The 17,691-nt window shown below is 60.8% G+C and carries 16 protein-coding genes; 7 read left to right on the top strand and 9 right to left on the bottom strand.

The window, feature by feature from the left end; all coding sequences use genetic code 11:
- The first annotated feature begins 100 nt into the window (after window positions 1–100).
- The 7 genes from RL_RS09915 (at window position 101) to RL_RS09885 (ending at window position 8,859) form a co-directional block, all read left to right on the top strand.
- Window positions 101–691, top strand: a complete 591-nt coding sequence (locus tag RL_RS09915) for a type II toxin-antitoxin system VapC family toxin (RefSeq protein ID WP_011651526.1) — start codon at window positions 101–103, stop codon at window positions 689–691.
- Window positions 692–770: 79 nt separating this feature from the next.
- The gene (locus RL_RS09910) at window positions 771–1,583 is read left to right on the top strand and encodes a hypothetical protein (RefSeq protein ID WP_011651525.1); all 813 of its coding nucleotides are present in this window, start codon (window positions 771–773) and stop codon (window positions 1,581–1,583) included.
- A gap of 798 nt (window positions 1,584–2,381) precedes the next feature.
- Window positions 2,382–2,783, top strand: coding sequence for a hypothetical protein (locus tag RL_RS09905; RefSeq protein ID WP_041936266.1), 402 nt, complete (start codon window positions 2,382–2,384; stop codon window positions 2,781–2,783).
- Between the two features lie 242 nt (window positions 2,784–3,025).
- Complete coding sequence (locus RL_RS09900; RefSeq protein WP_011651522.1) at window positions 3,026–3,742, top strand: hypothetical protein; 717 nt, start codon at window positions 3,026–3,028, stop codon at window positions 3,740–3,742.
- 4 nt (window positions 3,743–3,746) lie between these two features.
- Complete coding sequence (locus tag RL_RS09895; protein WP_011651521.1) at window positions 3,747–5,996, top strand: DDE-type integrase/transposase/recombinase; 2,250 nt, start codon at window positions 3,747–3,749, stop codon at window positions 5,994–5,996.
- Window positions 5,993–7,039, top strand: coding sequence for an ATP-binding protein (locus RL_RS09890; RefSeq protein WP_011651520.1), 1,047 nt, complete (start codon window positions 5,993–5,995; stop codon window positions 7,037–7,039). Before RL_RS09895 ends, RL_RS09890 begins: the two co-directional genes overlap by 4 nt.
- Window positions 7,036–8,859, top strand: a complete 1,824-nt coding sequence (locus RL_RS09885; RefSeq protein WP_011651519.1) for a TniQ family protein — start codon at window positions 7,036–7,038, stop codon at window positions 8,857–8,859. Before RL_RS09890 ends, RL_RS09885 begins: the two co-directional genes overlap by 4 nt.
- 39 nt (window positions 8,860–8,898) lie before the next feature.
- Here RL_RS09885 and RL_RS09880 read toward each other — a convergent pair whose 3' ends face one another.
- The 9 genes from RL_RS09880 to RL_RS09835 all read right to left on the bottom strand — a co-directional run bounded on the left by RL_RS09880 (window position 8,899) and on the right by RL_RS09835 (window position 17,384).
- Window positions 8,899–9,867, bottom strand: coding sequence for a hypothetical protein (locus RL_RS09880; protein ID WP_129557783.1), 969 nt, complete (start codon window positions 9,865–9,867; stop codon window positions 8,899–8,901).
- 1,020 nt (window positions 9,868–10,887) lie between these two features.
- A complete protein-coding gene (locus tag RL_RS09870) occupies window positions 10,888–11,256 on the bottom strand; it encodes a hypothetical protein (protein ID WP_011651516.1) in 369 nt (122 codons plus the stop codon).
- Window positions 11,257–11,354: 98 nt separating this feature from the next.
- Entirely contained in the window at window positions 11,355–11,795 is a 441-nt protein-coding gene (locus tag RL_RS09865) for an EF-hand domain-containing protein (RefSeq protein ID WP_041936264.1), read from the bottom strand.
- A gap of 92 nt (window positions 11,796–11,887) precedes the next feature.
- Window positions 11,888–14,110, bottom strand: coding sequence for a copper-transporting P-type ATPase (locus RL_RS09860; RefSeq protein ID WP_011651514.1), 2,223 nt, complete (start codon window positions 14,108–14,110; stop codon window positions 11,888–11,890).
- Window positions 14,103–14,780 carry a methyltransferase family protein gene (locus RL_RS09855; protein ID WP_011651513.1) on the bottom strand — a complete coding sequence of 226 codons (678 nt, stop codon included), beginning with the start codon at window positions 14,778–14,780 and terminating at the stop codon, window positions 14,103–14,105. The genes RL_RS09860 and RL_RS09855 overlap by 8 nt, the downstream gene beginning before the upstream one ends.
- Window positions 14,773–15,033, bottom strand: coding sequence for a DUF2933 domain-containing protein (locus RL_RS09850; RefSeq protein ID WP_011651512.1), 261 nt, complete (start codon window positions 15,031–15,033; stop codon window positions 14,773–14,775). Before RL_RS09850 ends, RL_RS09855 begins: the two co-directional genes overlap by 8 nt.
- 56 nt (window positions 15,034–15,089) lie before the next feature.
- Entirely contained in the window at window positions 15,090–16,568 is a 1,479-nt protein-coding gene (locus RL_RS09845; RefSeq protein WP_011651511.1) for a multicopper oxidase family protein, read from the bottom strand.
- A gap of 111 nt (window positions 16,569–16,679) precedes the next feature.
- Window positions 16,680–17,057 (bottom strand): hypothetical protein, encoded by a 378-nt coding sequence (locus tag RL_RS09840; RefSeq protein WP_011651510.1) that lies wholly within the window; start codon window positions 17,055–17,057, stop codon window positions 16,680–16,682.
- A 21-nt stretch (window positions 17,058–17,078) separates the two neighbouring features.
- Window positions 17,079–17,384 (bottom strand): hypothetical protein, encoded by a 306-nt coding sequence (locus RL_RS09835; RefSeq protein WP_011651509.1) that lies wholly within the window; start codon window positions 17,382–17,384, stop codon window positions 17,079–17,081.
- Window positions 17,385–17,691: the final 307 nt, after the last annotated feature.

Here is a 17,691-nt window from a genome sequence, read left to right as displayed (position 1 = left end):
TCCACCGCCAACAAAGATTCGAACGGTAACATTTTAACAGGCGCAAAGCAGTTAGCATACCTTCGTTTAGACGGGACCAACAATTGGAAGCGGCGAGCCGGTGGGGCAGATTCTCGTTGATACCAACATAATCAGCGTGGCCTATCTTCCCGAGCCTCCGGACTGGGTTTGGGAATGGCTGGCGGAACTGCCTCGCGGATCGCTCGCCGTCTCGTGGATCACCATCTATGAGACTGAATATGGCATCCGCAACGTGCAGCGGCACAATTCGAAGAAGGCGATCGAACTGCTCGCCTGGTTCGAGGAGTTTCTCGCCAGTCGTATGGTTCAGCCTGAAATGGACGTGGCCGCGGCCCGTGTGCTCGGGGCGATGGCCGCGCACCCCCCTCTCAAGCACTTCTTCTTCACTCCGGAAAAGAAGGACAGGTATGGCAGGACGATCAAACAGGACCGGGTCAACCTGGGCTGCGACACAATGTTGGCGGCCCTCTCCATCGCCCACCAGCTCCCAATCGCCACCCTCAACGCCGCCGACTTCTGCCTGATCCATCAGCATTTCCCACTCCCCGGCGTCTACGATCCTCGTGCGGACGTCTGGCATGTGGAGCCGCCCGTCGGCTGGTATGTCGGAGAGGCAGCAAACGACGACGTGATCCAGTCGAGCTGGCCTGTTCCCGACCGCCGATCCTAGTCACCGGGGGACGGCGAAAGGCGTTGTACCTTGCGACATGTGAAGAGACGGTGGGGCGTACGCTCACCAGGAGATTCCCATGTCGATCAGGCTCATGATGGCGCCGAACAACTATCCCTACACCCACGGGTGGGGAGTGTATCCCCAGCTCGCGACAGAACTCGGGAAGCGGCGTCGCAGTGCGAAGACCATGCTCGGCTTCATCGACGGGACGCCCGGAGTAAAACCCAGCGACTGGCGGTATTCAGCGCTCATTCTTGAGGGCGCCTTCAAATCCGTCGCCGGGGAAAGTTCACGTGACTGGTTCACCCTCTGCAATCATCTTGGTCAGCCTTCACGGGCTCTCGCTCACGAAATCTTCGAACATCTTCGGACCTTGAAGGAGCTCGATCCGCGGTCAAGCGAGGCGGGGCGGACTTTTGACCTGCTGGAAGATCTCGCCCTGCCGGACATGCTGCAGTACTTCCGCGAAACGACCTCCGCCGAGGACCCGCGGCCGGTCGACGTCCGCGAGGGCTGGTGCCACGTCCTCTGGACGCACGAGACGCCGGACCGCCTGCTCGTCGGCGCCGTGCACGGTACTTCCGTCGAAGTCGTGTCCATGCTTGACCACCGGTCTCCCGGAGTGCGCCACGGCGTCCTGGCCGCGTGGCACGTCGAAGATCCCGACTGGGCCGCGTCGCAAATTGTAAGAACGTTCGGAAAGTCGCTCGACCAGCTCGGCCTCATGCAGCTTCCGGCGGCGGAAGGGATACCCGCGATCAAGCTGCTCACCGAGAACGCGATCTGGAAGACGATCGTCAAGTCGCCATGGCATGTCGAAGCCGTGGAACCGCCCTGCGGCGAAGCGGCGGACACCTATTCCGATGTGGTCTCTGACTTGTCCCTATAAATGCGAATCCTTGCGCGCTTTAGTTGAATCCTTGCGTGCGCGTCTCCAGTCCCAAATCGGGACAGGATTCGAGAGAGTTGACAGTTTGTTAAGCGTATGACGTCGTAACATACTGAAAGGGCGTCGCGATTGAAAATTGATCAAAAGACGCACGCCCGCATGCCATCGGAAAATACTCTTGCATTGCGTGTATTGTCGAATTATGGTGCAGCCCGGCCGTAAGGTCCGTCATGTCGGCGGACCGGCCTTGAGGAGCATGCCATGACTGCAGTCATGTCGATAATAGCCGGGCCCCCTGCCCGCTTGGCCCCGTAGGCGTCGACAGAGCTGCGCCGTGCCCGCGATGAGGGCTCGGCCGTCCCGAAGTTCTTCCCACCGATTTTTGGAATGAGGGTTCGAAATGTCTGGTTACGAGAATACAGCCTTCTCGGCATTCGCTCGCAACGTTTCCCGGAACAACGCGGAATTTCCGCAGATAGCCTGACGCGACATTCGTCGTCGTCTCGTTCATCCTGTCCGTCGCGTGCCATGAGGCCCGGCGGCTCCTTCCGGAGGTTGCCTGTGATTGAGCTGTTCTCCCGCGGTCCTATGACCGCCATCGCCGCCACCGCCCTGCTCGCACGCGTCGCGAAGCCGATAGGCTGACGTCCGAGCGGCCGTAGCGCGGCCAATTTCCCCGTCGTGCCTACCAGGACTGCATCGCAGGCCTAGGACTCGCGCGCTCTTTCGAGCGCCGAGCCGGCTGCGCCGTCGTCCTGCCGAACCGAGAGTTTGTCGCAGCACAAGGAGTACGTAGTCATGCGCGACCTGATCGAGTCCATCCTGCCCCGCACCTATCTTTCCGAACTCGACGAGGAGTACGGCGTCGTCGACGTGGAGGAGATCGTCGAAGCCCTCGACCTCGAGGCCGACAAGCATTGCTTCTCCGCGACCAACGTCGCGCTTCAGAAGAAGCACGCGATGATGCACGTCGAAGGGGCGCTCGGCATGTTTGCCGCCTATTCCGCCATGCAGTCCGAGATCGAGGACCTCAACGACTGGAGACCGGCCGGACACGAGCTGCGACCGTGCTCGTTGCGCACCTTCAGCAACCGCATCGCCTCGTTTCAGTACCGCCTGGCGGAGGCTGAAGGGCATGACATCGCCCTGCTGAGCGACGCCGCCTGGCGGAGGCTGAAGGGCATGACATCGCCCTGCTGAGCGACGCCGCCTGACGGCGCCAGACCATCACGAGGCACGCCGGCGTTCGTCTCCGGCATGTCTTCCCTAAAGGTACGCCAGGATAGGATCCACGACCATGCTCGCCGCACTCATCGATATGATGCACTCACGTCACCAGGGCTTCGACATCCTCGAACGTCCCATCGCAAACGAGACCAACTTCGCGAATTCGACCGTCACGAGAAAGGTAGGAGGCTTCGAAATATAACGAAGAACTGGGTGTGCGGACTGGAACGCCGCCTCAGCGCGGCGAGTTTGACCGCGAGATCCCGTTCAAGGGGACGCTCGGCGATGAGGTCGAGGAAGAGGAGTTCGTCAAGACTATCGCGTCGTGTCGTGTTGTGATCCTTGATCGCTCCACGAACACCTACCATCGTCTGGAGAGCAACCTAGAAGCGGGTCTCGTGAAGATCCTGCTCGCCCGTCACGACACGCTCGCGATCAAGGGGCAAGACGGACCTTATAGCGTGATCGTCGAGGGCAAGACTATCCTTCACATCGTCGACGTCCGGCGAACCGCGGTGGGTGGCGCGATTACGTATTTCGTCGTCAAGGCGGAGGGCAGCACCGCTCGCGCCACTGCAGGTTTGGTTAAACTCCTCAATAACCAACTTCCCAAAAACAGTGGTGATCGGTTCGTTCTCGTCACCAACAGGGACATCACGAAAGGTCGTGTTAACGCGGCCGAGAACATTCTCCACACCCGCGAGGTCCGGAACAACTCCGAGACGTCGCGCGTGCATGATGCACTGCTGGAGCACGGCGGACGCGCTAAGGTCTGGCATCTCGCCCAACTCCTGCCCGATCTCCCTATGGCGAACATCTGGACTGCCGTTTGGGACCTGATCGACAGGCAACTTGCCATTTTCGACCACCCGACCCCCGAGAACGTCATCATGTCGGAGGGATCGTGGATCGGTGCGATTTCGAAGGATTGAACCGATGCCAGTGACCGCGTCCGTGCTCGACTACACCAGATACACGTTTACCCAGGACGACCTCATTCGGTACCAAGCCCGTGACTGGTGCCTGAAATCCAAGAAGACCGGCAACGACGGTTCAGAGTGGGAAGATGGCGTCCTCATCGAAACCTGCGACGGGAAGGACCCGCCGAGGACGGAGGCACTCGAATATTCAGATATCTCCGAGCTCTTCCGTCACAAGCAGATCGAATGGGAAGAAGGATACTTCAGCGCCAAGAATGCGATCGCCAGACGTAAGGGGATCAAGATCTTCGACATGTCGGCGGCGACGATCTTCCGGGTGCGGATGGTAGCCGAATTCCTCGAACTCGAGCTCGACCGATACGAGACCGGAGAATACTACCCGCGATCCGACGCCGGCTACGCGAAATTCATCGCGGCGTTCAAGGCGGAGAACGAGTTTCTCATTCCTCCGAAGACCGGCAAGCGCGCCGTCATTCCCGGTCCTCGGCAATTCGGAAGGCTCGTCGAGCGTTTCGAGGACAACGAACTTGAGCCGACATCTCTCGCTCCCCGTCATCGGGGCCGGGTCGGCCAGGAGTCGCGCTTCACCACCGACGAGCTGCGTTTCCACGCCGAATATGCTCAGAAGTTTCAAAGCAAGGACAGGCCGACCAAGCTCGACTGCTATGTACAAATGTCGGAGGCTAACGATGCACGCGAGGCAAGTGAAATGCCCCGGTTCGATGTCCCGTCACTTAGAACGTTTCAACGGATCATCGACGACCTAGGAAATTTCAGCAATGAGGTGGCCCGTGCCGGCGATCCCATGAGGGTGATCCGGAAATTCGGCATGTCCCGTCGCGGATACCAGCCACAGCGACCGCTGGAAGTCGTCGAAATGGACGAACACAAGCTCGACGTCATCCGACTGCTCGTGAGGAATGGAATCTGGGACTATCTCCATCCGGAGGTGCAGCGCCGCATCGAAGAGAAGATCGGCGAAAAGAACGACGGCAGAGTGTGGCTCTCCGTTGCTCTCGATGCTTGCTCCCGATCGGTTTGCGGCATGAAACTTCTATGGGGCGGGCCAGACGGAGCGTCGGCCGTCGCTACACTTGCGATGGTCGCCCGTTCGAAGGAGTTCGAGACCCAGCTCTACGGAACGACGACCTCGTGGGTGCAGCAAGGAACCGCGGAGAGCGTTCACGTCGACGCGGGGACGAGCTACACATCGAATGAATTCCAACAGGCGGTAATGTCATATACCGGGAACGTGACAATCCCTCCGTCAAAGCATCCGCACCTGCGAGGTAGAGTGGAGCGCTTTTTCCGGACGATCAACCAGCGCTACATCCATCTTCTCTCCGGCCAGACGTTCAGCAACGTCCTGCTTCGGGATAAATACGATGCCAAGAAGCACAGGCACATCACGGACGACCAGCTTGCCGATCTGATCGTGATGTTGATCGTTGATTGCTACCACAATACGAAGCATCGCGGCCTTCAGGGAATGACCCCGCTCCAGGCGTGGCGCTTCTTCAGCCAGAATGGCAAGGGCGGTGTGAAGCCGGTTCCGAGCGAAGAGAAATATGCCGAGGCTTTCAGCATCGTCGCCAAGTACAAGCTGGGGAACTACGGCATCCAAATTTTGGGTCTTCCTTATTCGAATCGGAGGCTCCAGGCTCTACGTCTGCGTCGCCACGATCTCGAACTGTCTGTCCGCGTCAACGAGATCGACCTCTCCAAAATCCATGTCAAGGACCCCTTTTCCAAAAAACCGGCCGGCGATTGGTTCGAGGTGGAGTGTGCGATGGATGGTCTGAAGGGCGTCAGGGTGATGCACTGGCTGGATCAGATGAAATACCTGCAGTCGCAATTCGGGCGGGACGCCAAGGTCGCCGCCAAGGTCGCGGCAAAAAACCTTGCCGACGCGAGAGTGTTCGCCAACGCCAGCAAGGCGGCTGCGGGCATCGCTTCGCCAATCGCAACCCCGGAAATGATGTATCATTGGTCTAAAATGGTCGTAGCCGGATTCACGATCGTCGACGAGGCGGCGACCGACTACGGGGACGGCACCTATAGTCCTAGCGGAAGTACCGACGGGACCGATCCGTTTGCGCCACTACCCGCCAGCGTCGGCCACGACGTCGACGCCAGTGTCGAAGAGCCCCCTGAAACGGACGGCGTGCTCACATGGGCGCAGATCATGGAAAGCTACAATACCGACTCGGCCAATGTTGGTGAGTCTGAAGAGGACGAATCGTGATTGAGCAGCCCGCTACGAGCATGATGGAGCACCTGCTCCGAACGGCGTCGCGCAAGACGGTCGATCGTGCGGCAATAATCAAAAAAATCCAGGACATTCATGTTCCCACGACAGTGGACGACGAACTCGCGAAAGAGATCGAGATCATGTTGGCCCATATCATGTCGGGGAACGCAACGAGCGGGTACGCACTTACAATTTTGGGTAAGAGCGGCGCCGGAAAGTCGAAGGCGTTGGACCATCTTCTGGACAACCATCCGTCATTCGCCAGTTTCGATGGCCTTTACAATAGGATGTCGTTGAGCCTTCGTGCAGTCACGCCGCCGAGCTGTACCTGGAAGAAGCTGGGAGCGCGCCTCGCCGCTCAGAGCGGCTTGCCCGTTCACGGCGAGACCAACGAAGACGTCGTCTGGAACGATATCCTCCTCGATCGAATGAGGAAGATGGGCACGCGTGTGATCGTGCTTGATGAATTTCAGCATGTGCTGGAGGCCCCGACCAGCCACGCGTACACTCATCTGAGCAACTCGATCAAAAACTTGATGCAGACCCCGTCATATCCGATTTGGGTCATCGTGTCGGGTGTTCCGGAGATCGAGGGTATCTTGGATCGCGACGAGCACAAGCAGTTGGATCGGCGCGTACCGATCATCCGCGTAAAGGACATGCCCAACGACGAGACCACAGTCGGGAAAGTGGTCGAGACGGTGCAGAAGCTTGCTGACGCAAGCGACATCAGGATCGGCTTTCCTTTGATTCACGAATTTGTGCAGCGGCTCATGCACGGCGGAATTTGGCGGTTCGGCATGACCGTGCAAATTATCAAGAATTCGCTGGAAAAGTGCATCTGGGACGACAAGGCCGGCGGCGTCCTGCTTCCAAACCATTTTGCGCAGGGGTACGCACGCCTCGCCAGGGATTGCCCTGACGAACAGAACGTATTCAAGTCAGCGGACTGGCAGAAGATCCAGCGCGAGGTGGATGACAAGGGCTACCTGGTCGATCCGGCTTCGGCTCCTAAGCGTCGGAGAAAGAAAGGGTGAGCGCTCTTTTCGACGTCCCGCTCTTCGAGCACGAGCCTCTTACAAGTTGGTTCGCACGCCTCGCGCGGGCTAATTCCGCGCCGAACTCGCGGGTCCTCTTCCGGTATCTCGGCATCGATCGGGCGGCCTTCCTCAGGGGCGATCGGGATGAAATTGCAAGAGTCGCCGGACAAGTTGGACGTTCCGAAGACGAACTTTTCGCCCGCGCCGTCGTCACCAACGATAACGCGAGCGTGACCGTCGCGGGGGCGACTTTCGGGAAGAGAATGGTCGTCGGGCCACGCCGGTTGCGTTTCTGCCCGCATTGCATCCTTTCAGACGATCAGGATGAAGGTCTTATGCCCGGTGCCCGGCGACGCCTTCGGCCGCATTGGATGTTTCTTTCGGTGCAGACCTGTCCAGTCCACCTGACACAAATCGTTGAGGCCGAACACGTTGGCCTCCAGCGTCATCCATATGACCTGATCAGTCAGCTAGAGGTCGTCGCGGAGTCGATGCCTGAATTGATTCTGGAGAGCGTACCAAGACAGATGACAGCGTTCGAACGTTTCGTCTGCGATCGGCTCGAAGGACGGCGAAACCACGGGGACTTCCTGGATACCGTCACACCGGCGGTCGGCATCACCGCCTGCGAACTACTCGGCACTGCCTACGTCTACGGACGAGATACGGCATTCGCTGGTTTGTCAAACGAAGCTATGGTCGAGGCGCGAAACACTGCTTTCGACTTCATCGTCCGTGGGAGCCACGGCTTCACCGAACTGCTGGATTACATCCGATCAAATGGTCGGGCTTCTTATGCTGGTGGACAGGCCCTCTACGGGAAACTGTACTCCGCCCTTCTGATCAATTTCAAGGAACCAGAATACGGCGTGTTAAGAGAACGCATTCGCTCGCACACGCTCAAAACAGTGCGAGTAATCAATGGCTCCGAGTTCTTCGGAAAAGTGACGGACAGCGAATGGACGACCGTCTCCGCGTTGGTCGATGCGACTGGCTCAAGCGACCAGACGCTGCGCCGCCTGCTAGTCGAAATGGGCCATCTGGACTCGGTTCGTCAGAAGGACGGCGAACAAACCATTCCCGTCGCGGTCGTTGAAAACGCGCTCGGGAAGCTTCGGGACATGATCGATTTGGAAGAGGTCGCCGCTATCCTCGGCATCAATCGCATGCACGCTTGGTACCTGCTCAAAGGAGGACTGATCGAACCGGTCGTGAAGCGTGACGGAGGCAGTGAAAGAAGCTATCGGCTTCAGAACCGCTATTCGAAGACCGCGGTGCTCAGACTTCGTGACTGCATCATGAAAAATACGATCACGCCATGTTCGAAGGCCTTGGTGCCGATCTCCAAGGCGGTGAAGCTTGCGAATACCAGTTATGTAGGCATCCTAGAAGCTGTGATCGAAGGACGTTTTAAGCGTTGCGGACGCGCGGAAGACGAAGGGATCGCCGGCCTTCGATTTGACCCAGCGGAAATTGAAAGTCTGTATTGGAAGGCGCCCGGCTCGGCTCTTGATCGTGCCGAGGTTCGCAAGCGGATGCTGCTGACGTCCAAGGCATTCACCTACCTCGTGAGCGAGGGCTACCTTCGCGCCGAAAGGATCCATCTCCATCAAAGTCGCGCACCGGTCTGGATAGTGGCCGAGAGTGACTTCGAAGATTTCAGTTCAAAGTACGTCACGTTCGCACTGATCGCTCAACAGACACGCTGCAGTACGCGTGGTCTGGGTCGACGCAGGCAGGACCGTGGCATCCCTTTGGCGTTTCCTGAAGACAAGGTCGATCAGTGCATCGTGGAACGGATCTACTTACCGATCTGAAGGAACTAAGATCGAGCGGTCGCCCCCTCCATCGCGCGCTCAAAACCGCATTGTGAAACCCGCGTTCAGCTCAAATCCAGGTTCCGAAAAGAGGATCTGTAGGACGTCGCGCATCGCGGTCAAGGCCTCTCCTGACTGTCGCTGCGTCGCATCATTCCCTTTGTGCATCAGCTTATTACGAGCGTTCCTCAAATTTTCCATCCGCTCGTAAAGATAGCCGCTGAAAACGCCGCAATCACGCAGCGCCGAGGCCATGGTCTGCTGGGTCATGCTTCTAACTTCATTCCTAGATTTTGATCCTAGAAATTGCGTCGGGAAAACGGCGCCGAGAGTTTTGGTGGTGTTATTCACGATTCCACTCGCCCATATCGTCCCTTGGCTAGCTGCTTCGACGACCACCGCCGACAATGCCAGGCTCGCGGAAGCATGCTGCGCAGCGTGCAGAACGACTGCTTGATAGGCCATAGCGAGGAGCTGTATCGGATCCGCGTTGTTGAAATCGTGCGCAAGTAGCCGATCAGCCAGTTCGAGACCTTGAGCTACCGTTGCTAGTGGAATTGGCATCTTTCGCAAAGCATCTCCGCCCCCCGGCGTCCGCAGACGGTCAATGTCTTCAGGTCTGGATATGAACTTGCCATCCGCGATGGTTATCCACGCCATGTCTCCCAGACTTGGATATCTCATACCTGAAAGAGCCGAATGGCTGTTTCGTCCGTGTGTCCCGTAGATGCAAGCTGCGACATACACAGCGAACGTCATCCGCCGCCGCTGGATATCAAAGACGTGGTCGTTGCTGGCCGTCACTTCGTCTGGAACAGCACCCTGCCCTTGGAAAACCAACCGCTCAACGCTGCCTAGGTCACTGTTTGTGCAATCGAACACAAGCAATCCGTCAGGTGTGCATCGAACATCGACGCCATTCGACAACGTCGCTCCGCTCACCGCCGTAAGGTTGTTCCTCTCGATCGCAGGCTCCTCGCCGAAATAGTAGCTATTGCTGAAATTCAAAGCGACGCCTTGGGGAAGTGGCTGTCTCAAAATCACGGAAAAGAACCTCTCAAAATTGAAAGGCGAGGACTATCCGGTTCAGCACAGACCGGCAAGAATTCCGGTTTGCCAGAGCCGTCAAATTCATCTGGCTGTTGCGTCGAAATCAATTGGCTGTGACGATATCGAAGTTATTGAAATTCCGAGACCCTGTGCGTCAAAATCAGCGACTGCCTACAATAGGCAGCCATTCATTTTGTCCGGCAGCCACTTAAGTGACGCAGTATACATCCCGCTCGACGGCAACTTCGAGCGGGATGCCAGACGAAGAAAGCACTGACAGCGCTTGATTTGGAAGATGATCCGAAATCCCAAAGTTCTCACAATGCAAGACGAAGTGATACGTTATGTTTCGGGCCTGCAATGGTCGCGTTGATGCGATAATTTATTTGTCAGAGGCCAAGATATAGCTGCGACGCAGCACGTAGCTCCAGCTAGAGACAAAAGACTTGGGCTATTTCGTATCCGCTGACTGCGCAATCGGCAGACCATCAGAGGTTTGCGACTTATTAGCGGGCTCAGCCGTCAGATCGGTCCAGGCGCAAGTCGGGACGGACGGCAGGATGAGAGAAGCGGCATTGTTTGCGAGCCGTCTGTAGGACGAGAGAATACTCCGAGTGCGAGCCCCAGGCACGCGCTCGCAAGCAACGGACGCCCTCGCCCCGATAGGCGGGCTTCTTCGAGCCGTCGGCATTCTCGCGGGTCGGACTCTTGCGCGGAATGTCGGGCTGCTGCGACTCGTCGCCATTGCGCAGGCTGGAGCCGTGAAGCGGCTGGGAGGCGTCGCCGACGTAGTGCGCGAGGGTTCCTGCGGCGGCGACGAATTTCGCCGGATCCGTGGCGGCATAAGCCTTCAGCCTCTCGATTGGGCCACTGAAAAAGCTCTCAGGACGAACCTTGAGGAAGCGCCATACGTGTTCCTGGACGTCCGCCCGCGGAAGGGCTGACGTCGCGATCGATCAAGCCATGTCGAGCTGCCGCTCACGAAGCGGGAGAGGTGCAGAGCGCCGCCCAGAGATCGTGCTTCCAGTCGGTTCCCGGCCGCGCCGACACGTCAACCGTATAGTTAGCGGAATTGATCCGCACCACGGCGGGCGAAACGCAGCGCACACTCGCCTCGTGTCTTCCTCCGTCCCGATAGAGCACGATGCCGCTACCGTCGAATTCTGAGAGCGTGATGACGACGTCGAAATCAAAGGCGAGATCGCGGGCGGGCCCGCCCTCGGCCAGACCGAGACTGACCGACCGGCTGCTGCCGAACGAAGCGGTGTGGAAGATGGCAAGCCCCGACGCTGCCGACATCGATGCGGACTGCGCGCAAAGGATCAGAGACAGAAGGACTCGGCGCATTTCCCCCTCCCGTGGTCAATGCATCGCCAATCTTATCATATCCACGGAGGCTCCGCGACTATTCGCGGAGTCTCCGAAGTTGGATCCCTTCGGCCCCGCTACGGCCGCATGAACGCCTGCATCTCCTCGGTCGTGACCTTGCCGTCCTTGTTCGCGTCCACGCTGTCGAAGATCCGCTTGTGGATCGCCGTCACCTCCTCGAAGGACAGCCCGCCGTCTCCGTCAGCGTCGGCGATCGCGAACATGATCTTCATCATGTGTCCGCGCATCGCCATCATCGGCATGCCGCCCATCATGCCGGACGGCATCATCATGTTCCGCCCCATCATTCCGTCGGGCATCATGCCGGAACCGCCGGGCATGGCTCCCTGGCCCTGGCCCGTCGTTCCGTCGTCCGCATCGGACGGCGGGGTTGCCTGCGCCGATGTCGCAGGATGATGCGGATCGGCGTCGTTCGTCTGCGCGAGCGCGAGGCCGGCTCCGCCGACCGCGATCAGCGAGGCCAGCATGGCTGCATGTGGCAATCTTGTCGTCGTCATGTCCATTCTCCTTTTGCGTGATCCTCTTCCACCTGCATCTTTTATCCTGCGCAGGACAGGCATTCGCACATCGTGCACCAACCGGCGCTGGCCTAATCCAACGGCGAGCGTCGCAGCCGCAGCGAGTTGCCGATGACACTGACGGAGGACAGCGCCATGGCGGCGGCGGCGATGATCGGCGAGAGCAGTAACCCGAAGGCCGGATAGAGCACCCCCGCCGCGACGGGGATGCCCGCCGCGTTGTAGATGAAGGCGAAGAACAGGTTCTGGCGGATGTTGCTCATCGTCGCATGGCTGAGCTTGCGGGCTCTTGCGATGCCCTGCAGGTCGCCCTTCAACAGCGTGACGCCGGCGCTCTCGATCGCGACGTCCGTTCCCGTGCCCATGGCGATGCCGACGTCGGCGGCGGCAAGCGCCGGGGCGTCGTTGACCCCGTCGCCGGCCATCGCGACGACGCGTCCTTCGCTTCGAAGCCGGGCGACCACCTTTCCCTTGTCCTCCGGCAGGATCTCCGCCTCGACCTCATCGATGCCGAGCCGGCGGGCCACCGCCTGTGCCGTCGTCTTATTGTCGCCAGTCAGCATCACGACTCGGATGTTCTCCTCCTTGAGCGAGCGCAGCGCCGCGGCCGTCGTCGCCTTGATCGGATCGGCGATGGCGACAAGACCGCCCACCTTGCCGTCGACGGCGACATAGATCACCGTCGCTCCCTCGCCGCGAAGCGCTTCGGCCTCGGCCATGAGAGCCGCAAGGTCGACGCCCGCCTCGGCCATGATCCGGTGGCTGCCGATGACCAGCTTCCTGCCGTCGACCGTACCGGTGACGCCCTTGCCGACGGGACTGTCGAATTCGCGGGCCTCGCCCAGGGCAAGGCCCCTCTCCTGGGCTGCTGCGACGATGGCGGCGGCAAGGGGATGTTCGCTGGCCCGCTCGAGCGTGGCTGCCAGCCTGAGTAGGTCGGCCTCGTCGAATCCCCCGACGGCTTTCAGGGCTGTGACCTTGGGTTTGCCTTCGGTCAGCGTTCCGGTCTTGTCGACAACCAGGGTGTCGATCTTTTCGAAGCGTTCCAGCGCCTCGGCATTCTTGATGAGGACGCCCATCCGGGCGCCGCGTCCGACGCCCACCATGATCGACATCGGCGTCGCCAGTCCGAGGGCGCATGGGCAGGCGATGATCAGCACGGCGACTGCGGCGACGAGACCATGAGCGAAGCGTGGGTCCGGACCCCAAATCCCCCAGGCGACGAAGGCGACGATCGCGATGAGGATTACGACCGGAACGAACCAGCCGGAGACCTGATCGGCCAGACGCTGGATCGGCGCGCGGGAACGCTGAGCGTCCGCGACCATGCGCACGATCTGCGAGAGCATCGTGTCGCGGCCGACCTTGCCAGCCTTCATGACGAAGCCGCCGCTCTGGTTCATCGTGCCGCCGATCAGCCTGGCGCCGACCTCCTTGGTAACCGGCATGGATTCGCCGGTGATCATGGATTCGTCGACGGAGCTGCGCCCCTCCAGCAACTCCCCGTCGACAGGGACCTTCTCGCCCGGCCGGACGCGCAGACGGTCCCCGACCGCAACGACGTCCAGCCCGACGTCTTCGTCCGAATCATCCTCCTTGATGCGGCGGGCCGTCTTCGGCGCAAGGTCGAGCAGCGCCCGGATGGCGCCGCCGGTCTGCTCCCTCGCACGGAGTTCGAGAACCTGGCCGAGCAGCACCAGCACGGTGATGACCGCAGCCGCCTCGAAGTAGATCGCGACCGAGCCGTTGGCGGCGCGGAACGTGGCAGGAAAGATGTCCGGCGCAGCCGTGGCGACGACGCTGTAGATCCAGGCGACGCCCGTTCCCATCGCGATCAGTGTGAACATGTTGAGGCTGCGGTTGAGGAGCGAGGCCCAGGCCCGCTCGAAGAACGGCCATCCGGCCCAGAGCACGACGGGCGTCGCAAGCACGAGCTGGATCCAGTTGGCGAGCTGCGCGCCGAGCAGCATGTGCAGGTTGGTGAGATGGCCGCCCATCTCGAGCGCGAGAACGGGCAACGACAAGGCGAGTCCGATCCGGAACCGCCGGGTCATATCGACAAGTTCGGCACTCGGCCCGGTCTCCTTCGTCGTGACCTCCGGCTCGAGCGTCATGCCGCATATCGGACAGGTGCCGGGCCCCACCTGCCGGATCTGCGGATGCATCGGGCAGGTATAGATCACGCCCTCCGGCGCCTCCGGCGGCCTGGTGGCCGCTGGCGTGACCAGCCGCCCTTCTTCGTGATGGCGATGGCCGCCATGGGCATGGCCTTCATGGACGTTGTGGTCAGTCATGGACAGCTCCTCCGCGATGGCTTCCAGCGGCATCCGTTCCGCGGCCGAACCTCGGGAGGAACCGGGGAACCGCTCGGGCATAGGCGTCCCATGCAGCTCCGAACTCGGCCCGCGAAGCCTCCTCCTCCCGCTTCGCAAGGTGCACGTAAACCCAGACAAGCACCGGGAACATGGCTAGCGTCACCAGGGTCGGCCACTGTAGCAGGAATCCGATCATGATGACGACGAAGGCGTCGTATTGCGGGTGCCGGACCCGCGCGTATGGCCCGGTGGTCGCCAGGCGATGGTTCTGCTGGGCGGCGTAGAGCACATGCCAGCTCAAGGCGAGCAACCAGAAGCCGGCCATGATCAGGACGCTGCTTGCGAGGTGAAACAGCCCGAAATGCGGGTTGACACGCCAGCCGAACATCATTTCCAGCAGGTGGCCGGCGTCGTGGGACCAGAAGTCGACGCCTCGAAACTGTCGGCCAAGCCAGCCGGACAGCAGATAGATGGTCAGCGGGAAGCCGTACATCTCCGTGAAGAGCGCCACGACGAAGGCGGAGAAAGCGCCGAGCGATCGCCAGTCGCGCTTGGTCTCGAGCCGGGTGAAGCTCGCGGCGAAGACGATGAACACCACGGAGTTGATGATCACGAGGCTCCAGAGTCCATAGGCGGGAGTGTCAGACATCTTCCTTCTCCTTCGGCTTGTGCGGTGTCATGCGCGCATCGTGACGCGAATGATCATGACCGGAATGACCGCCGTGCCCGTGATGCATGAACATGTGCATGAGCGGACAGGCGAGGATGAGAAGCCAGGGCAGGATACCGAGCACATGCACGCGGTGCTCGTAAGCGATGAGCGCCAGGGCGACCGCGGCAAAGGCGATGAAAACGGTACGGCTGTAAGTGCTCCAGGCCGACGGAGGGTGGTTGTCGTTCATGAGGATGCCTCGTTCGAATAAGTTCGGGGAAGCCGTCGCGGTCTCTTGATCCGCGTTCAGCCGATGCCGTCGTAGGTCACGTAGGCCATCATGCCCGTCGCCATGTGATAGAGATGGTGACAGTGAAGCGGCCAGCGGCCGGGATTGTCGGCGTCGAAGGCCAGGACGACGCTCGCCATCGGCGGCACCAGGACGGTGTCTCGCACCGCGCCGGCGACCGGCGCTCCATTGACGCCGACCACCTGGAAATGATGCCCGTGCAAGTGCATGGGATGCGCCATCATCGACATATTGTTGATCGCGACCTCGATCCGCTCGCCGCGCTTGACGACGAGACCGTCCGCGCCGTCGATGCCCCAGCTATAGGCGGCCATGTCGCCTCTCAGCGAAAGCCCGAAGCGGCGGTCTGCCGCACGGGCGGCAATGGGAGCGACGGGACGCAGGCGCTGTTCCAGATCGAGCCCAAGGACCGGTCCCTTCATATCGCCCGCGACCTGAATTCTGCGGATGTCCGACGGGGTAGTGGCCAGGATGACGCCTGCGCGCTCGACGGCCCCTTCGCGAAGGGCAAGGATGGGAAAGGCGCCGCCCTCCCTGGGCAGGCTCAGGCGGATGTCGAGGCGCTGGCCCATGGCGATGGGGAAGGAGGTCCCGCCAACCGGTTCGACACCCTGCCCGTCGACGGCGACCAGCTCTCCGGAAAGGCGGCCGGTGTCGACGGTGAAGGCGGTCGCCGTTGCGCCGTTGATGATGCGCAGACGGACGCGGCCGCCCTTGTCGACCCTCACGATCTCGGGATCGTCGAGCGTGCGGTCATTGGCGAGATAGGCGTCGTAGTCGATGTCGTTGAGGTCCATGGTCGCCATTCCCGGCATCGCCATGCCCGCCATGTCGTTGCCGGTCATCATCTGCTGCATGCCGGCCATGCCCTGCATCGAGCCGTGTTCCATCGGCATCGCGCCAGGCGCGGCATTCCCCTTCAGCTTCGCCAGCAGTTCCTCCGCCGACAGGAAGGAGAAGTCGTGCAGCAGGACGACGACCTCCTGCTCGTCCCGCTTCAGGTCGTCGGCGGTCCGCACGATCAGCGGGGCGGCGAGCAGGTTCTGCTCCTGCAGCGTATGGGCGTGCATCCAGTGCGTGCCACCCGCGCCGACGGGAAAGGCGTAGCGGCGGGTTTCCGTCGGCCGCAGGAGCGCGGCCGGATTGTCGGGCACACCGTCGGCCGCCCAGGGCGGCGTCAGACCGTGCCAATGGATCAGCGTCGGCTCGTCGATGACGCTCGATAGAGCGACGTCAAATTGGGTTCCGGCGTCCAGCACCAGTCCCGGTCTCCCGTCCGCCTGGACGAGGCCGAAGGCTCGGGCGGACTTGCCGTTGACGTCGATGGTCCTGTAGCCGACCGACAAGGCGCGCGGCGCAGGAGACGTTTTGGCGGTAGCGGCCTGTGCAAAGGCGCGTATGGGGCTGAGGATGGCCGATGTGCCGAGCGCGGCTGCGCCGACCATCAGGTCGTTGAGAAATTCACGGCGATTCATTGTAGTTGGTCCTGGCTTCCGGGTCGGCTGTGCCGACCATTGGGTCATGGGCGTCCGGAGGGAAGCCCGTCGAAGCAACCGGATGCCGCGACGAGGCAGCCTCCGGCATCCTCAGACCGGAAGACGAGGCGGACCGAGCGTCGGTGGAAGCGCCAGACCGCTGCCGGTCTGATCGCCCCATGCGAAACGGAGGAACGAACCCGTTGCGGCGGGAGCTTGCGTCCTGTCGAGGCTGGCGAGGACGACGCAGAAGCCGCACGGGACTGCGCAGCAGCCCTTGTGATCGGGCGTGTGAAGGCCGCCTTGGAGCGAGACGTGGGCGTCCATTGTCAGCACGGAGGAATGCTCGAGCCCCGAGTGTCCGTGAGCCGGACGTTCATGGCACTGCATCGCCTGCGCGCCTGCCGCGGGCGCAATTAGAAGTGCGAGTGCGACCAGAAAGGTCAGCACTGCGTTCACCCATGGGAACCTGCGGCGGTCGGCGGCCATATGCGCGGCTCCACTCGCTGCTCAGCCGAAGCGCCGGCTGATGAAGTTGAAGATCGCAGCGATCAATGCTCCTGCATAGCCACCAAAGATGACGCTTTGAAGGAGGCCCAGCGCCAGGCTTCGAAGATCGAAGCCCGTGAGGCCGAGATAGAACTGCAGCCATGGTCGGTGCAGGCCCCATTCAGGGGCGACGAAGCCGAGCAGCATGCACAGTAGGAACGAGATGGTGGCGAAGGCGGCGAGCGTCGCGCCAAGCACCGGAACCGAAACATGAGCCGACGTCGCCGGGGATGTGTCGGAACGGGCATACAGGGTTGTGTTCGCCATTGAACGATCCTCCGCCTGGCTGTGTGTTCAGCCGCCTTCACAATCGAAGAATGAACCTGCCAGCCGCGTCCTTCTTTGACTCAAATCAAGAATGCGGAAATATCACCCCGCTGTTGCATTCGAGCCGGCCAGAACCACTTGAGACGGCCCGCCCGGCAGTAGTGGCCGCCAAGTGGTCCGGTCTTCCAGCAGTCGGTCGACCGAGCATGTGATGCCCACGCAAGTCGTTGAAATTCAAGCAACCGCTGTGTCATAATCATTGGCTGCCTATAGCGCTGGTTGTCTAGCTGTCGAATCGAACGGCGTG

This window comes from Rhizobium johnstonii 3841, assembly GCF_000009265.1.
Lineage (GTDB): Bacteria > Pseudomonadota > Alphaproteobacteria > Rhizobiales > Rhizobiaceae > Rhizobium > Rhizobium acaciae.
Note: the sequence above shows the minus strand (reverse complement) of the source record. Positions and strands in the feature narration are given on the sequence as shown.